This is a genomic window from Nitrosococcus wardiae (genome assembly GCF_004421105.1).
Lineage (GTDB): Bacteria > Pseudomonadota > Gammaproteobacteria > Nitrosococcales > Nitrosococcaceae > Nitrosococcus > Nitrosococcus wardiae.
This window is the reverse complement of record NZ_CP038033.1, coordinates 1648777-1672913: the sequence shown is the minus strand read 5'-3', so window position 1 is coordinate 1672913 and position 24137 is coordinate 1648777. Positions and strand designations below refer to the sequence as shown.

15 protein-coding genes and 2 pseudogenes are annotated in these 24137 nt (G+C 49.2%); 7 read left to right on the top strand and 10 right to left on the bottom strand.

Annotation, left to right across the window (positions count from 1 at the left end):
• Nucleotide 1: 1 nt before the first annotated feature.
• The 6 genes from E3U44_RS08135 to E3U44_RS08110 form a co-directional block, all read right to left on the bottom strand.
• Nucleotides 2–835 (bottom strand): XrtA system polysaccharide deacetylase, encoded by an 834-nt coding sequence (locus E3U44_RS08135; protein WP_240761778.1) that lies wholly within the window; start codon nucleotides 833–835, stop codon nucleotides 2–4.
• A 332-nt stretch (nucleotides 836–1167) separates the two neighbouring features.
• Nucleotides 1168–2286: a non-hydrolyzing UDP-N-acetylglucosamine 2-epimerase gene (wecB, locus tag E3U44_RS08130; protein WP_134357675.1), complete on the bottom strand. Its 1119-nt coding sequence runs from the start codon at nucleotides 2284–2286 to the stop codon at nucleotides 1168–1170.
• A 93-nt stretch (nucleotides 2287–2379) separates the two neighbouring features.
• Nucleotides 2380–3987, bottom strand: coding sequence for a TIGR03016 family PEP-CTERM system-associated outer membrane protein (locus E3U44_RS08125; protein ID WP_134357674.1), 1608 nt, complete (start codon nucleotides 3985–3987; stop codon nucleotides 2380–2382).
• A complete protein-coding gene (locus E3U44_RS08120; protein ID WP_134357673.1) occupies nucleotides 3932–4816 on the bottom strand; it encodes an XrtA-associated tyrosine autokinase in 885 nt (294 codons plus the stop codon). The genes E3U44_RS08125 and E3U44_RS08120 overlap by 56 nt, the downstream gene beginning before the upstream one ends.
• Nucleotides 4817–4844: 28 nt before the next feature.
• Nucleotides 4845–6374 (bottom strand): XrtA system polysaccharide chain length determinant, encoded by a 1530-nt coding sequence (locus tag E3U44_RS08115; RefSeq protein ID WP_134357672.1) that lies wholly within the window; start codon nucleotides 6372–6374, stop codon nucleotides 4845–4847.
• Between the two features lie 13 nt (nucleotides 6375–6387).
• A complete protein-coding gene (locus E3U44_RS08110; RefSeq protein WP_134357671.1) occupies nucleotides 6388–6987 on the bottom strand; it encodes an XrtA/PEP-CTERM system exopolysaccharide export protein in 600 nt (199 codons plus the stop codon).
• A gap of 1065 nt (nucleotides 6988–8052) precedes the next feature.
• On the opposite strand from E3U44_RS08110, the gene prsT reads away from it, so the two are divergent.
• Both prsT and E3U44_RS08100 read left to right on the top strand, forming a co-directional pair.
• Nucleotides 8053–10851, top strand: a complete 2799-nt coding sequence (prsT, locus tag E3U44_RS08105) for an XrtA/PEP-CTERM system TPR-repeat protein PrsT (protein ID WP_134357670.1) — start codon at nucleotides 8053–8055, stop codon at nucleotides 10849–10851.
• Nucleotides 10852–11357: 506 nt separating this feature from the next.
• A complete protein-coding gene (locus E3U44_RS08100) occupies nucleotides 11358–12311 on the top strand; it encodes a PEP-CTERM sorting domain-containing protein (protein ID WP_134357669.1) in 954 nt (317 codons plus the stop codon).
• Between the two features lie 386 nt (nucleotides 12312–12697).
• Here E3U44_RS08100 and E3U44_RS08095 read toward each other — a convergent pair whose 3' ends face one another.
• From E3U44_RS08095 to E3U44_RS08085, 3 genes and pseudogenes are all read right to left on the bottom strand, one after another.
• Nucleotides 12698–12913, bottom strand: coding sequence for a transposase (locus E3U44_RS08095; protein ID WP_134357668.1), 216 nt, complete (start codon nucleotides 12911–12913; stop codon nucleotides 12698–12700).
• 85 nt (nucleotides 12914–12998) lie between these two features.
• Nucleotides 12999–13658, bottom strand: coding sequence for an IS630 family transposase (locus tag E3U44_RS08090; RefSeq protein WP_134357485.1), 660 nt, complete (start codon nucleotides 13656–13658; stop codon nucleotides 12999–13001).
• Nucleotides 13637–13948: pseudogene (locus tag E3U44_RS08085) on the bottom strand (helix-turn-helix domain-containing protein); the annotation flags it as partial. The gene E3U44_RS08090 and the pseudogene E3U44_RS08085, both read right to left, overlap by 22 nt.
• 732 nt (nucleotides 13949–14680) lie before the next feature.
• On the opposite strand from E3U44_RS08085, the gene E3U44_RS08080 reads away from it, so the two are divergent.
• The 5 genes from E3U44_RS08080 to E3U44_RS08060 all read left to right on the top strand — a co-directional run bounded on the left by E3U44_RS08080 (nucleotide 14681) and on the right by E3U44_RS08060 (nucleotide 21863).
• Entirely contained in the window at nucleotides 14681–14962 is a 282-nt protein-coding gene (locus E3U44_RS08080) for a hypothetical protein (protein WP_134357667.1), read from the top strand.
• Between the two features lie 149 nt (nucleotides 14963–15111).
• Nucleotides 15112–16335 carry a glycosyltransferase gene (locus E3U44_RS08075; protein ID WP_134357666.1) on the top strand — a complete coding sequence of 408 codons (1224 nt, stop codon included), beginning with the start codon at nucleotides 15112–15114 and terminating at the stop codon, nucleotides 16333–16335.
• Between the two features lie 48 nt (nucleotides 16336–16383).
• Nucleotides 16384–17070, top strand: coding sequence for a DapH/DapD/GlmU-related protein (locus tag E3U44_RS08070; protein WP_134357665.1), 687 nt, complete (start codon nucleotides 16384–16386; stop codon nucleotides 17068–17070).
• Between the two features lie 640 nt (nucleotides 17071–17710).
• Nucleotides 17711–18733, top strand: a complete 1023-nt coding sequence (locus E3U44_RS08065; RefSeq protein ID WP_134357664.1) for an efflux RND transporter periplasmic adaptor subunit — start codon at nucleotides 17711–17713, stop codon at nucleotides 18731–18733.
• A gap of 43 nt (nucleotides 18734–18776) precedes the next feature.
• A complete protein-coding gene (locus E3U44_RS08060; protein WP_134357663.1) occupies nucleotides 18777–21863 on the top strand; it encodes an efflux RND transporter permease subunit in 3087 nt (1028 codons plus the stop codon).
• A 1196-nt stretch (nucleotides 21864–23059) separates the two neighbouring features.
• Here E3U44_RS08060 and E3U44_RS20625 read toward each other — a convergent pair.
• Nucleotides 23060–23968, bottom strand: a pseudogene (locus E3U44_RS20625) (ThiF family adenylyltransferase); the annotation flags it as partial.
• Nucleotides 23969–24137 lie beyond the last annotated feature (169 nt).

Genomic DNA, 24137 nt, shown 5'->3' with positions numbered 1-24137 from the left:
TTTATTTCTGTTGCTCTAAGAACACCTGATCCATCCGCCCCCATTGAAAATCCCGTAGCAAACAGGCAAGCCGTTCCTGCATGCGGTTCAAATTAAGATAATGGCGAACTCGGGTCTTGAGATTAATTCCTGGTATGCGCGGTTGTTGGGGATCAATTTCCCACGGGTGGAAATAAAAAACACAAGGTTTACCGTCCTGATGATTGACTCTCCTCAGTGCCCAGCGGGACCAATAGTAAGGAAAAAGACGAAAATAGCCGCCCCCACCACAAGGTAGTTTACGTCCTGCCAACTTCATTGTGCTGACGGGGATTTCTAAAAGCCTATCTTGGTGAGTATAAAAGGCAAAACGAGGCGCTTCTGGCATACCATAGAGATCATGGTAGATGGGGTAAATACTGGAACTATAACGATAGCCCACTTCAGCCAATACTTCATGGGCCCACAGATTATGACGACCAATGGAATAGCTTGCTGCCCGGTAACCAATCACCGAAGTGCTTGCTGTATCTTCCAGCAATTTTCGAGTTCGTAGCACGTCCTCTCGAAACTCTTTAGGATCCTGCTGAGTAACTCGTACATGGGCATAACCATGGCTAGCGAGCTCATGCCCAGCATCCACAATACGGTGTACCAGGGCTGGATAGCGTTCCGCAACCCATCCGAGCATAAAGAATGTGGCCCGCGCATTATGTTCAGCGAATAATTCTAGTGTTCGATCAGTATTTTGCTCGACCCGGCAGGGAAGTTTGGTCCAATTTTTACGGTCGATAATGTTCTCAAAGGCCGAGACCTGGAAATAATCTTCCACATCCACCGTCATCGCATTTTGCATGACCACTCTGTTATCTACCTCCCCATCCCAGGCACGCTACCGCCCTCCCTGCAAACAAAGGGCGTCAAAAAAATAGTCTGAGAGCACTCATCTTACTTGTAGGGTAAATTGAGTACCGCGACCGATTCGTCGAGGGCGAATCGGGATGTGCGCAGCTCGCCCACAGGGGCAAACCCACCGATTCACTTCCCATTCAGGTGCGCATCGCCATACTCTGCACACCCTACCAACTGTAACTGTTAAATTTTGTTAACTATGCACCCCAAGAACACAAAGGTTAAAAAGAGGTTTTGTCTAATATTCTTTGTGTACTTTCAAACGCTGCCAGCACCTTAAGCTAACCATTGCTTCATAATCTGGCCAATACGCTGGGCCGCACGCCCATCCCAAAGATCGGGAATTTTAGTCTCACCTTGATATTCTGACAGAGCTTTATCAAAAGCTTGTTCGATACGTTCGGGGTCAGTACCCACAATGGTATTGGTGCCTTGTAATACGGTTATCGGTCGTTCCGTGTTTTCCCTCAGGGTAAGGCAAGGAATATTTAACGCCGTCGTTTCTTCCTGCATGCCTCCCGAATCAGTAAGCACCACTTTTGCCGACAGCATCAAACCTAACATTTCAAGATAACCCAACGGAGACAGACGGAGGATACGACCAGAATCAAAAAGCCCCTTCATCCCTATTTTATCAATCCGTGCCGCAGTGCGAGGGTGGACAGGAAATACTATGGGTAAATGCTCGCTAAGCTTAAGTATCGTATTCAATAGGTCTGTTAATATCCCAGGCTCATCTACATTAGAAGGCCGATGTAATGTTAATACGGCAAAGCCATTGTCAAGGAGAACATGGGAATCCAAAGCTGCTGATAAAGTCTGCTTAGCGGGTATCGCTTTTTCTAAATTTTTATACAAGGTATCTATCATGACATTGCCAACAAAGTGAATTCGTGAGCTATCAATCCCTTCGCGCCGGAGGTTATCAGCAGCAGCGGCCTCAGTGGTAAACAATAGTTCAGAGATCTGATCAGTCAATACTCGATTGATTTCCTCAGGCATGGAGCGATCATAACTGCGCAAGCCGGCCTCCACATGTACCACGGGAATATTTTTTTTGACCGCCACTAAAGCGCAAGCTACCGTGGAATTAACATCGCCGACAACTAGCACGGTATGGGGCTGTTCTGAATCCAGCACAGGTTCAAAGCGCCGCATGATCTCAGCAGTCTGTACCGCATGGCTAGCCGATCCCACTTCTAAATCCATATCCGGTTGCGGGATGCCCAACTGTTCAAAAAACTGCTGCTGCATAGCAACGTCATAATGTTGCCCCGTATGCACCAATTGCACCCCCAGACCTACTTCACGCAATGCGGCGATCACTGGCGCAATTTTCATAAAATTCGGGCGTGCACCTACTACACACATTACCTTAATCGCTGGGCTGTCCATTGACTTATGCTGACTCCTTACCTTTTCATGTGCTTTGGCGTCTAGGTGGTGAATTTATACGAGGCGCAGAGCAAGCTACACGCCTCAAATGCTCTAAAAAGTATAAGTCACCTGGGCAGTCACCCTGTTTTCCTGAAATTCACGCCCACCTTGGGTAGATTCTCGCTCACTGTGTTGAAAAATTACAGCTCCCTGCATCTGACGGCTGAGATCACGGGTAAGGGAAGCCTGTAGAGACCAAAACAGGTCACTGCGGTCATCTTCAGAAAACTCGATATTTTGAGCAAACAGCCGCAAATTAGAACGCATCCGCTTAGCAAAACGCCAAGTCCAAGTTGCATTACCGCCAAAGCCGTCTTGTGTTCTGAGAGTTTCCCCAAACTCACGTTCTTCTTTGAAAGCAGAGAACCGCAAAGAGGTCCTCCCCTTGGTATAAGTTTGGGTCAGCTGAAATCTTTTGCGGACAAGGACTTCGTCAGTTAGGGAAAAGATATCTGGATCTACTAAAATGGGTTCTCCCCCCGGTCCAATAATCGGTTCACCAGTCAGGGGATCTTCACGCGCAAAGACCTGCTGCTCAGTTAAGAGTTGTTGAATCGTGTTAGTCGTTTCAAAGTAGCGGGCTTCCCAACTGCTATGCCGCCTACGGTAACGCAGAAACCCATTAAAAACCGTCCCTGGGTTTAATCCCACATCACGTTCCCGCCAATTGAGCTCCATAGAAACACGGGCATGGGGTGAAAAAGTGATACGTGCTCGCTTATTGCGGGGACCATACAAAGCTTCCGCAGAGAAATACCGCGATGGTCGCCACTCTAAACCTACCGCCCAAAAAAAGCCATTACGAATATTCCGCCTACTTCTAAAATCGTTGTTGGTGTATCCCGCCTCAGCGAGCAGGCTGTACTCGTCGGTTAGTTGGTAACCAACCAAACCAAAGGCGCGCTCAAATCGCACATCCGAGCCACGACTGAATAGGGCCTCATCCCCGTTGCTTCGGTTAATCTGTTGTCTACGGTACTGACCATTCCAACGTAAGCGCGTAAATCGCTCTCCGCTGTTGATATCAAAATTAACCCTATGGGAAAGGCTATCCGAAGCTCCCCGCTCAATCCGGACAGTATCAAAAGTGTAACGCAGTTCTGTTTCCGCATAGCCCGCAAAATCGTTTCTTAGATAGGGGCTCACACCAAAAGTAATTACATCACTGCGATTACCTGTAATAGGAAGATTACCCGTTGTGACACGGTCCCGAGCTGAAATGATTTGCTGGCTTATAGTGCTCCGAGCATCCACAAAAAAGAGATTTTCATAGAGCTCAGCCGTTGCCTGACTTTGCAACTGGTTAAAGGTCGTACTCCGGCCGCTCTCACGGACAAAAAATAAATTCTGCGCCTGGTAGTTTAAATCTAAGTCGAACCGACTACCGATGCCTTGCAAGAGAAACCCGGGTGTGATTTGGACGACAAACTCACTTTCTTCCTCATCGGCAGGGGCTAGGAAGATATTATCCGTGTAAATTGTCGCTACACTCCCCCGCGGGGTAAATATCCACTCTGCTCCCTTACTTCCAGGCAAGTAAAACCCACAAACCACCATGACTAACAAAGAACCCAGCTTTAATCGTCTGCGGGCCCATAAGCTCTCAGCTATAGCCATAGTAATAATAACGGTCGGAAGTTCCCGAACCAAATAGCTCACGACTTTTGTTCAGTACCATCCAAATAGGCTTAGACCGATCAAGTAGCGATAGGGCCTCAACCACAGCTCTTTGAGGAGTATGTTCGGCTTCCACGACCAACACTATTTGTCCTACGATATGCGCCAAGACGCTTGGCTGGCTAGTAGCTAGCAGTGGCGAAGTATCAAAAATGACTATCCGTTCCGGATAGCGTCGGGAGATTTCCTCAGCCAGTTTGTCCATTTGTTGACTAGCGAGCAGCTCTGTCGTTCGGGAATGGGATTGGCCGGCTGGTACCACGCTAAAATTGGGGATATCGGTCCGTATCATCACCTCCCCTAGATCCAACTCGGGGTGCAAAAGTACGTCCACTAAGCCACGCTGCCCTTCAAGACCGAGGGTACGTGTCAACTGGGGTTTGAGGAGATCCGCATCAATGAGTAGGACCGTGTGGTCATACTCCATCACCATGCTCATGGCAAGATTAAAGGTGTTAAAAGTTTTGCCCTCTCCTGCCACAGCACTTGTCACCATAATAAGGTTACTTCGTTCACTTTCCGGTGCCAATTTGTGGCCAAGCGCCCGTTTCAAAATAGGTCGTTTGAGCAAGCGGTATTCTTCTGCCGCTCGACTGCGGGGGAGATCGGGCGTGACAAAACCTCGCGTACGAAGCATCTCAAGATCCAATTGCAATGTTTTTGATCTTGATTTAGACGGCGCCTCGTGGGTAGGGGTATCCTCTGTTATGCCTCTTTTCATGCTACGAAAAGGAGACGATTTATCCCCAGCAGAGACTTCTTCCCCTAGACCTGCATCCATGCGTTGCATCGCCTTTTCTATACTGTCCATACTGGGCTCGCTATTCTTCCCCAAAACGTTAAATCCCTATTACCTTAAATATCTTGATATCAAAAAAATCTACTGACATAACTAACCCATAGGCAACGACAAGCAAGCTGGAGGAGAAAAGAAACGCCGCTAATCTGACCCGCTGCTTAATTAACGCTTGCCGTGTCCATAGCACCGATACGCTCCCCAAAACAGGCAACTGGGTAAGTTCCTGTAACTCATTACGGTCAGTAAAGGTGGGTTTCAGTTGGGAGAGGAGAAAGGCAACGCCCACCCCTGCGCCAACCCCCACTAGTAAAACTAGGGATAGCAACACAGGGCGATTAGGACCTGAAGGGCGTAACGGCACCTTCGGCGGATCAATCACACGAAATTGGATATTATCTGTAGATTGCTCCACCCTCTCTGACATTTCTGCCGATTCTTGGCGCTCTAGCAACGTATGATAATTTCTCTTATTAATGCCATAGTCCCGCTTTAATTGCGAAATTTCTAGGGCAAGCTTAGGCATGTTGTCAATAAATCCTCGCACCTGCTTCATCTCTTCTTCCAAAGCTGCCACCCGCGCTTCTTGAGAAGCAACTTCCCCTTCTGCAGTCACCAACGCTACTCGCAGTTGCTGATAAAAAGGATTGTCCTTCGATAAGGCTTCCCCACTTTTTCCTTCCTCAATAAAAGCTTGTTTTTGCTGGCGCAGCGTAGCGATAACCTCTTTCGTTGCTATCACATCAGGATGTTTTTCCGTGTACCTTAATGACAGATCGTCCAGCTTCTTCTCTAAGGAGCGAATTCGGGTATCGATAGGACTTGATCCAGAGGCAGCTAGAGCTTGCTCCCCGCTGAGCTGGCGCTCAAGCTCATCCCGCCGCGTTCTAGCTACCTCTAATTCAGTGTGTGCTGCTTGCAACCGACCTTCCAAGTTTTCCAGTTGCCGGAAGTAATCGACAAGCTCGCCAGGCATCGAGCCTTTGTACTTGCGCTTCATATCCATCAGCTTCATTTCCGTAGCACGGATCTTATTTTCATACTCTTTGATTTGTTGTTCCAGAAACTGCTGGGCGCTGTCTCTATCTTGCCTTGTCGCTCCCAAGGCATCTTCCATAAAGGTGGTGACCACCGCTTGAACCACATCCTTGGTAAGCTGGGGATCTTTGTCTTTATAGGAAATCGTATAAATATTGTGCCCTCGGCCACTTCCTATATGGATGCCGCTCTCAAGTCGATTAAGCAGGGCTTCCATCTGCGCTGGAGTTTTAGCGGTGAGATCCATATCGGTCATGCGGGCGAGCTTTTCCAAGTTCGGTCGGCTCAGCAGAGTCCGGGTCATCAGATCTAGCCGCTGCTGGAGATTAGGCTCAATTGTTAAGCCCCGTAACAAGGGCCGTAGCAGCGAATCAGTATCCACATGGATACGGGCCGAAGACTGGTAATGATCAGGCATTTGGAACACTAGGGGCCAGCCTATGATGGCGATGAGCCATGCCACTACAATGGCATACCAACGAAAGCGCCAGGTGCCACGCAAATAAGCATATATCTTTAGCCAAATCTCATGCATGGCGTCTTTACCCTTAGAACCAGGCCTCGGGAATAATTAACACATCCCCCGGTAGCATCTGCACATTGGCGGTAATGTCCCCATCCTTAATTAAATCCTCAATCCGCACCCGGTACTGCGACATTGCCCCATTGATGGTACGCACGATAACGGAATCATTACCCTCGGCAAACTCTGTAATCCCCCCCACCGCAATCATTACATCAAGGAGTGTCATTTTCTCCCTATAGGGAAGAGCTTGAGGCTCAGTCGCCTCGCCTACGATACGAATTTGCTCGCTAGAGCGCCCGACAAAGCCACCCACCATGACCGTCACCACGGGCGTCCGAATATAACGGGCCAAGGCTTGTTCCAGATCCCGCGCCAATTCAGTCGGAGTCTTGCCAGTGGCCTGTAAGTCTTCCACTAAGGGGACCGTAATACGGCCATCCGGTCGGACCGGAGCACCGGTGGAAACTTCAGGATTCCCCCAGACAAAAATCTCTACAGTGTCACCCGGTCCAATGATGTAAAAGGGGGTTTCTCCTTCGTCTATCACCACGGCGGGTGCCAGCGGCAATTTAGGGCCACAACCAAGGAGAGCTAGGCTTGTCAGGAGCACCACAAGAAACATTAGTGATGGAGGAATAACCTTACACCTTAGGCACATTCAAATGCCCCCTCCTCCCACTGGCGTGGATATTGTGTCTGATTCTTCATAAGAGATTAGCAGCAAACGCTTTTGTTATTATGAAAAAATTATTGCTTTTTTTTGAAAGGGTTTAGGTTCTGATGACACCCTCAATTGGGATACCACGCTACCCTCTTAATTCTATTCCTTTAGACTATAGTCTGGCGAGTCAGTAAAATCACCTATTTACTTTAGTAAACCAAACTTTTAGCACACTAATCTGGATAATTCACTAAGTCACTACAAAGAAAAACAATCTCTCAGCTTATTCAAATCCCTTCTTTATTTGGGTTCTTTGTGTCTTAGTGGTGACATGTCAGCTTTATTTACACCTTAAATAAAGCCCATCGACTACTTGATTAACGGTGTTAAAAACTGATTCTTTAGGCATTGGGCATTCATAAGCTCTTTCTCTACCCGCACCACAGGCTCGCGGAGCTTGATCCCATGCACCTCTGGAGATTTGCCTAGGTTAAGCTTAGCAAAACTATTCCCCAGATGGTTTTTAATATACTCGATACTTTCTTTATAGGAGAGATACGGCTAGATTGAGAAATTAAGGTCCTGCTACGTCGATATTCGTCTCTCCCTTTATTCGGGAAATACTATATACGTACCTGAATGGCCTCTTTATGAAAGCTGCTCCAATCTGCTGAGAAGCGTCAAAAAATCTTACACCAAAGCATTGTAAACGATGAGTTGGCATTATCCCCTACCCAAGAATAAATGCCTCAGGCGATATTTTCCTAACAAAGGATGAGCTTAAATCCCCTTCCGGATAGACACAATATTAGCTACATTAATTGCTCTAGTGACCAGAATAATTAAAGAGCTTGCTTAAACTATCCAGAAATCTAAGCGCAAAGCAGTCAACCTGAGGGTATTCGCTTTAACATCTAGCTCTTGGATCAAAAAGCGCATCCTCCCTTCCTAAAGGAATGGGGTGTACTGCTCGAAAAATTTGTTAAATGTAATTTAATACTTAGCTTATAAGCTACGAGGTTGCCCATGTCTTGCTCACCACTGCACCCTATCATCCTAGCCTACTCCTTATTATGGGCTGTTGCCCTTGTAACAGGCTGCAATACGGGACCTAGACTCACCCCAGAAGAACACATCATCCGTGCTAAAGAATACCAAGGTGAAGGAAAAATAAGAGCCACCATTATTGAGCTGAAAAATGCCCTGCAGAAAACACCAGACAATATTGAAGCTCGGGAACTGCTCGGGCGGGTTTACCTAAAAGTGGGTGATGGGGCCGCCGCCGAAAAAGAATTGCGGCAAGCCCTTAAGCTTGGTCTATCCCCCGAAACTGTCGCGGCTCCCCTCAGCCAAGCTAGACTCCTCCAAGGTAAATTTCAGCAGGTACTTGATGATCCGGTCGATCCCCAAGGACTTCCCGAAAAGGAACAGGCTAAACTGCTAGCCCTACGAGGGCATGCCTCTCTTGAATTAGGTGAGCTTGAAAAAGCAGAAAAATTCTATGATTCCGCCCTTTCTATCAGCCCTGATACCCCAGAAGCTGGCTTTGGAAAGGCGCGGATTGCCGCCGCGCAGAACCGCCTGGAGGAGACCCGGAAATGGCTTGACCAAGTCCTCCAAGCTACGCCTAACTTTGCACCCGCCTGGAGCCTGCTAGGCGATCTCGATCGTTTTCAAGGAAATACCAAGGAGGCTGAACAGGCCTATGGGGAAGCCATTACCCACCGCCTTAACAATGCCCCCGATCTGCTCAACCGAGCGTTGGTACGGATTTATCTGGAAGACTATGATGGTGCGGAAAACGATTTAAAAACCCTCAATAGGCGGGCGCCCAATCACCCAGGAGGTGCCTACGCCCAAGGATTACTGCACTTCCAGCAACAAAAATACTCTGAAGCCCTGGCAGCCTTCCAAAAATCCCTGAATCAGAAGCGGGACTACATGCCGGCGGTGTTTTATGCCGGCCTCTCCCACTATATGCAAGGCCAACTTGAACAAGCCGAACGGCACTTAAGCCGGTTCTTGGCTCGCTTCCCCCAATCCGATCAGACTGCAAAGGTACTCGCTGCAGTCCGACTTCGCCGGGGCGACTTTGCCGGTGCTGGATCAGTACTGGAGCCCCTGCTGACACGGCACCCCAGTGATGTGGCAACCCTAGATTTAATGGGGAACGCAGTCCTCGGACAAGGTAAACTTAAAGAGAGTACTTCCTACTTCCAAAAAGTTCTGGCCGAATCCCCAGAGTCCGCCGCCTCTTACATGAAGCTGGGCCTAAGTTTCATGCTCTCCGGGGAACATGAACAGGGTATCGAAAAGCTAGAAAAAGCCATTGCACTAGATTCAAATTCCCAACTACCCCAGGCAGATCTTCTAGTGGTATTGGGTCACTTACGGGCACGGGAATTCGACCCAGCGCTAAAAGCGGCCCAACGGCTCAAGGAAAAGAAGCCGGACAGTTCCCTTCCGCTTAATTTGGTGGCCCTGGCTTATCTAGGAAAAAAAGAAGAGAGCAAGGCCCGGGAGGCCTTTCAACAAGCCCTGGAAATCGCCCCGGGCAATCCTTCCGCCACCCATAACCTGGCGGTATTGGCCCTCCAAAAAGGGGAAATAGAGAAAGCCCGCTCTCTTTATCAACAAACCTTGGAACACCACCCTGGGCACCTCCGTACCTTACTCAAACTTGGTGCCCTGGACTCCCGGCAGGGGCGGATTAAAGAAGCCAAAATCTGGATAGAACAGGCCATGGAGGAAAACCCTCGAGCCTTGGAGCCCCGGTTAATATTGGCCCGCCACTATTTGGCACAAGGCGAACCAGAGCGCAGCCTCGCACTCCTGCAAGGGGTCCAAAGCCGTTATTCCCAATATCCAGCGTTATTGTCCGTCATGGGAACAGCCCAATTGGAGACCAACCAGGCCGCCAGTGCGGTGGGAACTTTCCAGAAATTAGTGGAAGTTCAACCCCAATCGGCCCAAGCCCACTATCTCCTGGCCAAAGCTTACTCCGCGCAAAACCACCGGAATAAGCTCCGGGAAGCGATTGATCAAGCGCTTAAGCTGGATCCCAACCATGCCCTCTCCAAGATCGCCATGATCCGCCTGCTGATGCAGGAGAATAAACCCAAAGAAGCTAATAAGCTGTTCCAGGAGCTGAAGCAAGCTTATCCGGAACATCCAGAGGTATTAGCTCAGGAAGGGTGGTTGGCCATGCGCCAAAACCGGCCTCAGGGAGCAGTAGCAGTCTTTAAGGAAGCGCTGAAGCACTCTCCCACCAGTCAGGTAATTGTCAATCTTGCGCTTGCCCAGTTCCAGGCAGGAAATCAAAATGGGAGCCTAGCGACATTAGAAGATTGGTTGAAAAAGCATCCAGAGGATAGATTGGCGCAATTTAACCTGGCTAACCTTTACATGGCGCTTAAACGGGAGCAAGAGGCAGCATTCGCCTTTGCTAAAGTAGTTGAGCAATCGCCAAACAACGTGGTAGCCCTTAATAATCTGGCCTGGCTGTTGCGGCAAGACGATCCGTCGAAGGCTTTAGAATATGCTGAAAAAGCAATGGAACTCGCGCCTAATACCCCTCCAATCATGGACACCTTGGGAATGTTACTCCTTGAAAAAGGTAAGATAAAACAAGGCTTGCGCCTGCTAAGGAAAGCCTCGGAAAAGGCACCTGAGAACCCAGATATTCGGTATCATTTTGCCCTGGCCCTAGCCCGTAATGAAGAGAACGCGCAGGCCCGGCAAGTGCTTAATGATCTCTTGGATGCGAAACAACCCTTTGCCGAGGAAAAGGAAGCCCATACTCTGCTCCAAGCATTGGATAACTAAAGGGTTTGCGTAAATTGACTAGGTGATAATTGAATAAAAGGTGGCCAGGAGCAACCTCAAATCTCCGCTTTCTAGCTGCCCTCGCTTTCATGGGAATAAAAAAGTGCGGACAAAAAAGCCGGGAATTTTTTAAAGCTCCTGCCCTAGGAAACACCTTCACCTTAGCCAGAGCTTAATCATGGAATACCAGATGGCAGGGATGCTCACCTTTATTATCGCCAGGTATCTCACGAGGCTCTTTAGCCAAAGTTAAGAAAGCAAGAATATAACTAGCGATATCATTATTCTTTACAGATGTGCCCTCCTCAGGGGCAAGAAAATTTATTATTTATCTTTAATACCTTGAGATATAAAAAAATAAATCTCTTGGCATCAAGCTTGCTACATTTTATACATGCTAGTAACACGCTAGTATTTTGGAGCGCTTCATCCGAGACATTGCTTTAATTTAAGCGGTCCATACATAAGGTCAATAGTTTCACCATTATAGCGAGGAGACTGCAGAAATGTTTAAGAAGAAACTAATTACTAGCAGCGTAGGTGCTGCCTTATCACTATCAGTTGCGATGCCGGTCGTTGCAGACACTATTGGCTTCGATTTTGACCAAGATGGCGTTTTCACGCCAGTTGATGGCCTCGATTGGCTTCCGGGCAATGCTCTGGCAGTCGATGCCATACCACTGGCCGATGACAGTACTTTCACAACATTCATTCAATCCGAACTTACCTCAGTGAGCGGTACTGGCGGCGTTACAAATATACCAACTGGAGCTGCGGGGCCATTCGAGATTACTTACGAAATCTCCCTTAACGAGATAGTTGCCGATAGTAACGATATCGACGGAGACGGCATTGCCGACACCGTTGATTTTAACCATAGTGGCGGAACAGTGAATATCTGGTATGATGATTTTAGCGCTGGCACCACCAATGCAGACGGGATAACCGGGAACAGCGGGTTGGGATATGACGATGGCACGCTGATCCTGTCCGCTAGCGTAAATCCAACAATATTGGGTGCTGGTTTTAGCTTAACTGGCGGTTCGGCAAATAATAATATCCAGTCGCTCGATGGTTTCGGAAACAATGATCTGCCGGGAATACGAACGGTGCAAGGTAGCGGAGATGCGACGGTGGAGGCGGCTATCGGCTTCTTTAATCCTACCTTCTTTCAAGGTATCAATAATGATACCATTATCGAGTTTTTGCTGAATGCGACCTTGGAAGATCCCTTTGATAACATTAATCCCGAGCTGTCTGTAGCGGGTAATACCCCGGTCTACGGGCCTGACAGTATCAATGGCTTAGGTCAGGGGCCTGAAGATTTTCACTTTGAGGCTGATGCCAATTCAAGCTTCAACACCCAAGCTGTTCCTGAGCCGGCGAGTATTGCCCTCCTGGGTATTGGCCTTAGCTTGATTAGTGTTAGCCACATTAGGCGGCGCCGTAAGCTCGCCTGATTTCTAAAAAGGGAGTAATTAAGGGGGAGCATTAGATAGAGATAGGGGGGCGGCTTCCAGCTACCCCCTATTTTTATTTCCCCCGTACCTGGCTTCCAGAGGGCCACGTAGAAATGCAATAGCGTAGATACTAGTTTGCTTATTGCATTCCAAATGTTTGTTGAACTCTGCCTAGTATGCTAAAAATTGGTGGGGAAACTATGCGAGGTCCGAAACCTAAAAGTGCGTGCTCTACAGGCCGCCGTTTAGAACATGCTGTCGCCCCGTTCAAGATCTAATTCATCCGGCAGCAAGGCTACCATCTCCAACTGATTTGGAACCGCGTTCTGTTCATCTACGGCTATGCGCCCTTTCTAGATACAAAACACAGATACTCCTCAGTCACTTCACTTATACAGCCGCTCATCCGCCCACAAGGCGTGCACTGTCACCACGCCATTCTCCACTTTGCCCATCAACCCCAAATAGTGTCTCCCCACATGGGCCGTTTTTGCTCCCCACTTGCGATCACCCATCTCATCAATGGCCAACACTCCACAGATCGCCGGCGCGGTTAACTCCTCTGCTTCAGGGGCCAGTTCGATAGGAAGACGTTGAATCATGAGAGTAATATCTACAGCATTTCCCGTTTAGGTCGACACTTTAGTCTGGAGAATAAAGAAGCCCATCGCGCCTTTGCGTATGAGGTTAGTCCCGGATGCCCACATGCCCCAAATAGGCTTTGGCCTGCTCTGGCGTAAGGGTGTGGAGGGCCTGAGCGAGGGCCTCATATAAGGCTTTTTTGGTTCGCGCTTGGGCTTTTCGGAGCCGGTGTTTCACCTGGGACCAGGCCATTTCAATGGGGTTAAGATCAGGGGAGTAGGGAGGTAAATAAAGGAGTTCAGCACCGGTTTGCTCAATGAGTTCAGCGACCCCCTCGACGTGATGGGCGGCGGCATTATCCAAAATCACACACTGGCCTGGTTTGAGTTGGGGGCACAAGAAATGCTCTAAGAAATAGAGAAAGACGGCCCCGTTTAAAGTGCCCTCAAAGCACATGGCCGTGACCAGCCCCGGGGAGGAAAGCGCCCCGAGGGTGCTAATGCGTTGCCCCCGAGAAGTGGGTTTTTCCCCATAGGCCCGCTGACCTTTGGGAGCCCAACCGTATTCTAAAGTCAGGTTTAACACCGCCCCCATTTCATCGAGAAAAATCAGCTCTTCGGGGGCATACGCGCAGAGGCGTTCTTGATGGGCGGCCCGCTGTCGTTGGACCGGCTCGCTCTCGCGCGTGGGCTCATAGAACGTCTTTTTTTTCGCGTGAGGTTCAGCCGCTTCAACGCGCGGTCCATAGCACTTCGGCTCATCGATACCCCAAAGTGGCGCTCATAGCGTTCACACAGCTGCACCAGCGTTAACTCCGGCCGCGCCTTGAGCCACGCTCGGATTTGAGCCCCCCCGGCTTCATCGACCTTCGGCTCCACCCAGCCCCCCATCGGCTCCGGAGCAATGCGCTCACGTTCCTGGTAGCGCTTCCACCACCGCTTGAAGGTCCTCACCGAAACCAAAAACCGTTTCGCCACCGCCTCCTGGCTCAGTTCTCCCTGCTCATAGCAGGTGATCAGTTTTTGACGTAAATCATTCGAGTAAGGGGCGGGCATTTTCACTTCCTCCTAGCTCACTGGGTATTCAATAGATAAAAAGCTAACCTCTCCCCCTTGTCGTGTCAACTTAAACGCGCATAGCAATAATAGCCTTCACTCCTTTCATTATATTCCATTCCCTCCTTTAGCAACAAAGTACAAAGACGAACACAGTATTCACACCTGCAATGGTTGAAGGTGGCCGACAAATACCACCCGGTCAAATCATCAAAGTACCGCTTGTAGGCTGAGCAGCGATACTTTTGACGGGCTGGCTACATCTGAGCAAAACTCTTTCGCTTGATGATCGCTTTCGAGTGGCGGTGCGGGCAATCAATGCCTTCGGGCAGTGTAACTCGCGGACTGTTTCATAGCATTTGCTGTCGTTAAGCAAATTCTGAAGCTTTATTAGGGAGTTATCGGTTGGCATCTATGCTCGTTAGAGGAATCGGCACGCTATAATAACTCAGTTGACTGGAATCCATATTAAGTCTCCTGTATTATTGCCATGAGCTAATGCCTTCCCATTGAACCGGGTACGGGGGCAGGAGAGCTTTTGCACAGGGCTAAAGGAGTAGGGTATGTTCTGGCATAGGGCCTGAATATCACTGGTGGCATTCCCCGGGGCAAATCGGTTCGGTGAGGGAAACAGCTCTAGCCGTGCCCTACGTGCCCTAGAAGATGGACCGGCTAGAGCACTGGTGCAAAACCCCCCCTTACCCTTCAATGAGGCGAACGAGGTGCGCCCTCATGCGGTCGCAGAACCGCCTTCAAGCGTCTCGCCGGCGGTGGAAAAATTTTTCCGATCTCACCGTCCCACCCCGCAGTCAGCTAGCCGGCGGCGCCGCGCCGGGTTCGGGTGTGGCTGGAACTCTTTATGATGTTACGTCAATATTGGCGAGCATGGTCAAACAGACCTCTGCCCACTACCCCAAACGGGAGACGCTACCAGTTTTTATGTCCAGTAACAACAAAGCACAGTTAATCATGGGACGATTTTACAATCTGAAGCTTCTTAAGTATGAACCATAAATTAGCTGTTAGCTAACAGTACCAATTATACCCTAGTTGTCTGACCGCTGTCAGATTTGCGGCTCATTTCAACAAGCAATAGGGAATTGCTGAAACAAGCGCCCCCCTATCAAGATACCCGTTCTTAGACTATAAAACTGCGTTCTCAAATGAACATAGCTGATCATCGTAAGCGTATTCTCTTTGTAGCCGAGGCGGTAACTTTAGCGCATGTTACCCGATTGGCGGAACTGGCCGGAGGTCTCGATCTCAAACGTTATGAGATTTTTTTTGCTTGTGATAATAGTTCCAAATATTTCCATCCCCAACCAACCTTTACCCATTTCAACATCCACAGCATTTCCCCGAAGCTCTTCAGGAAGGCTTTGGAAAAGGGTTCTCCCCTCTACAATTATGAAACCCTAAAAGGCTATGTGCAGGAGGATCTCCGTATTCTGGATAAAATCAAGCCGGATTTGGTAGTTGGTGACTTTCGGCTATCGCTGGCAGTCTCAGCACCCCAACGAAAAATCCCCTACGCTGCCGTCACTAACGCCTACTGGAGTCCCTACTATATAGAGAGGTGGGCACCATTTCCGGAACACCTTTTGGGCCGTATTTTGGGCGTGACTATAGCTAGTGCCCTGTTCAGGTTAGCGCAACCGATCGTATTTGCACGACACGCCAGAGCGATGAATCGACTGCGGGAAACCAACGGGCTGCCGCCACTAGGTGATTTACGCCACGTCTATACGCATGGCGATTATACATTGTATTTGGATGTGCCTTCGTTGGTACCTATCGTCAACGCACCTTCTAACCATTACTACCTGGGTCCGATCGTAAAAGCGCCATCGATAAGCCTACCAGACTGGTGGGATGAAGTACCGGCCGATCAACCCTGTGTTTATGTATCATTCGGCTCTTCCGGAGCAGTAGAAAAGCTATTGGAAGTAATCAAAGGTTTGTCAGAGATACGCCCCCCGCTTTTCTTGATGATATCAACAGCAGGGAGAACTGAAATAAATTTTACTTCGAAAAACATCCGGGCAGCATCATATATTCGGGGCTCAGACGCAGCACGGCTCTCTCAGTTAGTGATCAGCAATGGCGGCACTACGGCTGGCTACCAAGCGCTAGCTGAGGGGGTGCCCGTACTGGGAATTCCCTCGAATATGGATCAATATCTAGCGCAGATGGCCATTACTAAGGCAGGCGCAGGCAGACTGCTACGGGCTGGTAAAGTAAACGCACTTGCCGTGCGCAATGCGTCATCGGAAATACTCAACTCAACAGGTTATTACACTACCGCCCGCCGCCTCGCTGCCGAATTCACTCACTACGATGCGATAAAGAATTTTTGTGCATTTGTCGATAAAGTGCTGACCAAATAATACATAGAAAAAACTATTCCACCAAATTAAGAAGGAAGATTCTTCGTAATGCGCAAAATTACCGCTGGTCCAATCATGGTATTTTTAGGTCTACTCATCCTAGCGCTAGTTCCGGGAGTGGGAATCGTGAACCTGCTCTTCAACCGTTTACCTCTGGGTGATTTCCGCGGCATCGTCCTGTTTTTTGCAAGCATCTTTCTTGTTTATGCATTTGCTATCTTGCTCTACCGAATCTTTTTGCATTACATGCCAATCAAAGAAGGTTATATAGAAGAAGGCTCGCCCGAGGAGTTTAACTATCATGTCTACGTGCTATTCTACCTTATTCTATTTTATCCTCTAATCAGAAATTATTTCATACCAACACCTCTCATGCGCATACTGTATCTAGCTTTGGGCACTAAGCTCGGCAGCAATACCTATAGTGCTGGCGTGATTCTCGACCCGCCCTTGACCGAGGCGGGTACCAATACTATTATCGGCCACGATGCCGTTTTGTTTTCCCATGCCATTGAAAGTAGACGCCTGTCACATGCTAGGATTAAAATTGGTAATAATGTTACCATCGGTGCCAAATCGATCATCATGGCCGGCGTAACCATTGAGGACGGAGCTATCGTGGCGGCTGGTGCGGTAGTTAAGAAAAGCACCCATATCGGCCCTGGCGAGCTCTGGGGGGGTAATCCCGCCAAACGGCTACGTACTCAACAGAAGTTTGATACCTCCAGCATATAAGATAGAAACATTTATTCTAGTTTCTCTTAACCAAGCAGTGATAAATCAGGAAGGCGCCCAACATACTGCCTAGCGATGGAAGTGATGTTTCACGCTGTATTTAGCCGTCCTCGCTGACAACAAAAGGCCCGCTAGTTGATCTTTCAATAATCGGGCAGGACTCGCTGATGCAGCAATATCAAAAAATTTGACACTTATAGTCTGCTGCCATTCCACGTTTTTTGGATTAGGCGCTACGCCACCACACCTATCAGCAAAACCCAACGTACACTGTTATAGACAAACTCCTTAGCGACCGTTTAACATGCCCTTAAGTACGGACATCTGGCCGCTGCCTCAAAGCTTATAAACTCAATAATACGTTTTCAATCCCTTCGTTTTCCCCCCACGGGAGTAAGATTAAGTATCTATTCTTCTACCGAATTGAGAATTAGGAACAACCCCCGCAGCCCACCTTAAAGGTTTTTTGAACATAAACACCTTTTCAATCCTATTCCTATCAATCATGGCGGACGATAAACCCTTATATCCAATCTAGCACAGCAATGATTGGCATTGAACTTCCACTCTCAAAAAAATTAGTTACTGTGTACCAACATATCATCATTTACATCAACCCATGAAAGCAAGGCTATCCGAAATGCCTATTAAATATTTGCTGCTCCTATTAACTCTATTGCTCGGCAATATGCCGGAATTACAGGGAGCAACCAGAGAGTCGGTCACAGTAAAACCTTTAGTAGAATTGACAGAGTTTCCTGAGGTCACCGCACCAGCAGAAGTTATTACCCTAAACGATAGCCGCATCAGTGCTGAGGTGACCGCTGTTATCGTCGGTTTTTCTGCTGAGGTGGGCCAAATAGTAGATCCAGGAACCCCTTTAGTACAGCTTGAAAAAGCGGATCTAGAACTCGCACTCAAACGGGCTGAGGCGACGCTGGCATCACTTGAGGCCAGACAGGCTTTAGCCCAACGCCAGCTAACCCGCGCGCAATCCTTGGCCAACCAAAAGTTAATCACGGAAGAAATGCTTAATCAGCGCCAAACGGAGCTAAAGGTTAGCAAAGCTGAAATGGCGGTCCAGCGCATTACTGTAGAGCAGCTGCGGCTGGATCTTGAAAAGACGGTGATCCACGCTCCGTTCAAGGCCATCGTTGTGGAACAGCTAAGTCAAATAGGCGAGCTAGCGATGCCAGGTACTCCACTTATCCGCATTCTAGATGCAGAACGAATCTTGGTCTCCGCTAAACTACAACCCCGCGATACTCTCTCCTTACGCAATGCGGGTACCGTGGAGTTTGTAAATGGGAATGACCGCTACCCAGTTAAGCTCCACAGGATGATACCTGCCCTAGACCTCCGTCAGCGAAGTCAGGAAGTACGTCTACGCTTCATCGATATGCCGGCCCTTATTGGTACGACGGGGAATCTTATTTGGCGCCCTCAAGCTCCCCATCTACCTGCCGATCTGCTAGTTCGACGCGGCGGCATGATGGGGATCTTCGTATTAGCTAATGGACGGGCAAAATTTGTAGCTTTACCTGGTGCCCAGGAAGGCAAACCCGCTAAGATCGACCTGCCCAGGGATACGCCTGTCATCGTAGATGGTCGCTTTATTGTCCAAGATGGCGATACTGTTCGAGTCCAAAATCTTTCCGATTGAAATAGACTCTAGCTTGGCTTAGCAAGGAATATTCTCGACAAAAATGCTTGCCCGTTTCTTCCATAATCATGTATTGGCCAATCTGACCTTTACGCTAATACTCACTGCAGGTGCCCTTGCCTACATCCACCTGCCTAAGGAACAAAATCCGCCGGTGAATTTTAACTGGGTACACATCAGTACAGCCTTCCCAGGGGCCTCCGCGGAAGATGTGGAGAAACTGATTACCGAGCCGCTGGAAGAGGGGCTTCGCCAAGTCCAAGACATCCGGTTTTCCTCCAGTACTAGCCGAGAAGGTTTGTCGCTTATCCTGGTGCGATTTCAAGACATCGATAACCGTACCTATGATAAACGCCTCAATGACCTGCGCCGGGAAGTGCAGAATAAGGCGGATCAAGAACTGCCAAAAGCCGCTGAAGAACCTGAATTCTTCGAGCTAACCACGGCCAACATGTTTCCTGCCGCCATGATCTTGGTCAGTGGAGCTGCTGATGATGAGGTGTTGCGGCGCAATGCCCGGATCATCCGCGAAGACTTAGAGCGCATCCCTGGCATAGAAAACGTAGGTACAATAGGCCTGCGGGAACCGGAACTGCAGGTGGAGTTTTCGCCAGAGCGACTACGGGCCGTGGGGGTGACCCCTGCCGACTTAGCTGAGACGGTCGCTGCCTATTTTCAAGACATTGCTGCAGGAAACGTCCGCCAAGCCAATCAGCAATGGCTAGTGCGAGTAGTCGGCACCCACAGTGATCCCCATGATTTAGGTCAGTTCCCTCTCAAAACGGCTCATGGCCAGATTTCCATTGATAGCGTCGCGACTGTGAGCCGGGGGCGGGAGAAACCGGAAGAATTAGTCCGCCATCACGGCAAGCCGGGGGTATTGCTAATCATAGACAAGAAGAGCAGCACTGGCTCTCTGGAATTCATTAAAAACCTTAAAGCTTACATTACTTCCCATAATGAGATCAGCCGCGAGAGCGGTGTCAAACTGGTCTTGGTGGATGATCAGACGCCCCGCACCGAGGCCGCATTGCGGATCATGGAGAACAATGCGGCGTTAGGCTTAGTACTCGTAACACTAACCACCTGGGTATTTTTCGGATCACGCATCTCGTTTTTCATCGGAATCGGCATTCCCTTTACCCTGGCGGGGACCTTTTTGGTGCTTTATGTTCTGGGAGAAAGCCTTAATATCTCTGTATTTCTGGGGGTAGTCATTGCTCTCGGCATGCTGGTGGACGATGCGGTGGTGGTAGTCGAGGCTATTTATTATTGTTTGCAGCGGGGGGCAGCCCATATGGCTGCGGTGGTCCAGGGGCTTTCGGAAGTCACCGCTCCCGTGGTGACTTCGGTATTGACTACCATCGCCGCTTTCCTCCCTCTTATGCTAACCCCAGGGCTCCTAGGCAAATTTATGTTTGTCATTCCACTGGTAGTGACTGTGGCCCTGGCCGTCAGTCTGCTTGAGGCCTTCTGGATGTTACCAGTACATATCATGGGCTCGAAAATCGGTACCCACAACCCTTCTCCTCTACAACATTACCGGGTACGTTTCACTCACTATTTGCGGGTTAAGTATACTCAGGGCCTGATCCACCTCCTAAGACGACCTAAGCGTTCCCTGCTGGCCATACTATTGTTTATCGGCGCTTTCGGTGTATTGGCAAGCAACTGGGTACGGGCTGATTTCTTTGCAGCCGACCCCATTCGATTATTTTATGTGAACGTGGAAATGGCACCCAATACTCCCTTGGACGAGACTCTTCGTTTAATCGAAGTATTAGATACAAAGGTGAGAAGACATATCAAGCCAGAGGAATTGCGCCAAACCGTAGGCTATGCAGGCATGATGTTCACAGGCACAGAAGTCCTATCGGGCGACCAGTATGGCCAAGTCGTCGTCAGTTTAAAGCCACAGGAGGGACAACTACGCAGCGTCGACGAAACGATTGAAACCATGAGAAAAGACCTCGTTAATACACCGGGACCGGTGCGGGTTTCCTTTCTCCGCATCTCCGAGGGGCCTCCAGTTTCTAGACCAATCAGCATTAAGGTGCGCGGTGATGATTTAGAGAGGCTTCACCAAGCGGTAGCTGCCTTGGAATCGATTTTGCGTAACCTCCCCGGAGTGAAAGACATCACCAGCGATAACATTCCTGGCAAGCTGCAACTTAACTTGCATCTGGATGGGGATGCTATCAAGCGTTCCGGTTTAGACCCTGCTTCCGTCACCCATATTATCCGACTACTGTTTGATGGGGAGATTGTAGCCAGCACCCGCAAACAGGGTGAAAAACTGGAAGTACGCGTGCGCGCCAAGCGAACGTCAGTACCCGATATCGATACCGTACTCAGGCAACCAATTGCCTTACCCGATGGCGGCGAAATCGCCTTAGGTCAGCTAGTCAAGGTGGATAAAGGTCTAGGGCAGGTAGCGATTCGGCACTATAATTTTCGACGCACCATCACCTTGGAAGCCGACATTGACCGGAAAGTGACGGATATAGTGGCCGTTAATCGCCATATTCAACAAGAATGGGAAAACCTGCGCGCCCGTTTTCCCGGCATCGACCTGGATTTCTCCGGAGCATTTGAAGATATTCAAGAAAGTATACAGGCTCTCGCCCTGCTGTTCCTGTTAGGTATCGGGTTGATTTACATCATCCTAGGGACCCAGTTTCGCAGCTACTGGCAACCCCTGATGATTCTCGCCGCCGTGCCTATGGCTTTTACCGGTGTATTGTTTGGGTTAATAGTGACGAATAATCCGCTGAGCCTCTATACTCTTTATGGCGCTGTAGCTTTAACCGGCATTGCCATAAATGCAGCGATCGTGCTAATCGTAGCGGCCAATGACCGCTTAAATCAGGGTATGAGCGTATTGCATGCTGCAATTTATGCCGCCCGCCGGCGCCTGATTCCCATATTGATTACTAGCCTTAGCACCATCGCCGGTTTGTTTGCCCTCGCCATCGGTCTAGGTGGCCAATCATTGCTATGGGGGCCCATGGCCTCAGCTATCGTCTGGGGCTTAGGAATCTCCACCTTGTTAACTCTTTTTGTAATTCCTCTGTTATATCGAATGTTTATGACCAATAAGGACAAAGGCAAAGCGGTTGCTGGTACCTGAGAATATCTAGACCTCAATCTCACCTTCTCCCACCAGGGGAAAAAGAGCTATAATTCCTGAAATTGGTATAAGTATAATGCCGCCGAAACATACCCTCAGCTCACCATCAACCGCTCAATAGGCAACCGCACCGACCGGGCTTTGGGGGCAGACCCTGCCCCTATCCTTCCCATCACCATAGCCCGCTGACTGATTTCCGGTGAAATTAATTGTTCCAATTGAGACGAAAGCTTCTCAGCTAGGCGTAGGCTAGACTCATTTTTTGAAAACTCCACTCCATCTCGGATATAGGTGCTAAAAATGAGCGGTGTCATCTCCGGCTGAAGCCGTAAATTCAGCTGGGTAGCTGTAAGCCAAAAGCGCTGCCAGGCTCTTCCAGCGGCAATATAATCGTCAATGGATTGGGGCGTTTTTTTAGCAATAATCAGAAAATGGGCAGCGCAGGCAATACTGGGAATAAAATCAAGCTGTACCCGTGGCAATAGCGTCCCTCCCAGATAAGTGTTTAAAAACTTTACACGGCTCCAGCTTTTCATTGCCCAGCGCATAAGCTGTACCCCCACGGGATCGAGGCCCACGGCCTGGTCTGGAATGCGGTCCTCGCTGAACTGGGTATTCCATTCGATTACCTTTCGATGGACCTCATAAGCTTCGGGCGTTGTTAGCCGCAGTTTCCCATTCATAAACAGCAACTGGGCGACCTTCAGCCGGATTCCTAAGCCCCCAAGCCAGTAAATGGAAAACGCAGGTTTCGCCGAGTCCTCCAGGGCATTCTTCTCCCGAGGGGTGAGGGAACGCATGGACAGGGCTCGGCGCTGGGTAGCACGGACAGGAATATAGGGCCACAGGGGATCCGGGCGAATGGTAGCGTCAGGAACAAAACGAACCTCGAACTTGGGATGGGTTTCGGCAGCCTCAAGCTCCCGTTGAATATCCGTGCGAAAACCATATCGGGTCGCCGCAATAGCCATGCTCTCCAGCAACGCGCCGACGGAGAGCTGGCTGGCATGACCTTCCAAGTCATACACACAGTAATCCCGAGTATCAAAGCCATGGATAACGACATGATGCGGATCTTTAATTTCAAAGCGCCAGGGTTGGGTGTTATCGCCACTGGGTGCCCACCGGGCCATATCCAAAATGGCTTCAATCTCAGTGTTGCTTTTAGGCGACGCTGCAGTTGGCATTTCATGAGAGAGCTGGGTGAGCATTCGATAACCCATTTTACGCTTGAAGACCTGGATCGGATTGCGATTGCCAGCAGGAAGCCATCCCAGATGCCACTTACCCCGATAGGCGTCATACTGATGATAGCGGGGAGCTGACCGTATAGGCCCTCTTCCAAGGAGGATCTTCAATGCTTCTGCTCCAGTGACTCCTGCACATAGTTGGCAGCCCATAGCTGTCGAGGGACCGCGACGAGCAGCCAAGTCAAGTCGTGAAGGATCCACTAGATAAGAGCGATGGAATGCTTTGGGCGCTAACCCAACGAGGAAGTTTACATATTGCTGCTCAATGGGTATGCCTTCTAAACGAAAGTATTCCTCAAAGGTCATGTGCCCCGGCATAAACACTAAATAGGCTGTCCCCATTCCAATGGGTGCCGCCGTGATTGCTGGTATGCCAAGCTCTGCACAGCGAGCAAAAACCAGAGCCCTCATATCCAGCACAAAGAAATCAAAACCATCGACGAAAAGGTCCACACCCTTGAGGAAGGCATCCATATTGTCCTGATTAATGCCTGCAGGAAATAGGGCCAGATCTAACTCTGGATTGATATCTCGTGCCAGCTGAGCCACTACATCAACCTTGGGTTGGCCTATCGTGCTTACTGTGGCACCCACTTGACGATTGAAATTAGGAAGCTCAAAGGTATCAAAATCAGCAACATGGAAAGCACCGATGCCTAAACGCGCAAGGGTTAATAGGTGAGCGCCCCCCACCCCTCCCATCCCCGCAATGGCTACTTTCTTAGTACGGAGTATCTGCTGTTCCCATTCGCTTAGCCAACCGATATTTCGGCTGAAGGCTTCTTCAAACACAAATGAGGAGCTTTTATCCTGATCTCTACCGCCCACTTCAGTCAAAATTTCATCTTCTTCCATATTTGTTATCTGCCAACTTATGATGGTCTGGCTAGCCCAGGTAATTCATGAGATCACCACAAAAACAAGGAATACATTAAAGGATCAAAAACTTAATAGATAAAAATAATCGGATTCATTAGCAATCAGTCTCTCCATTAGCCTCTCTCCATGGACTCAGATTCCTTCA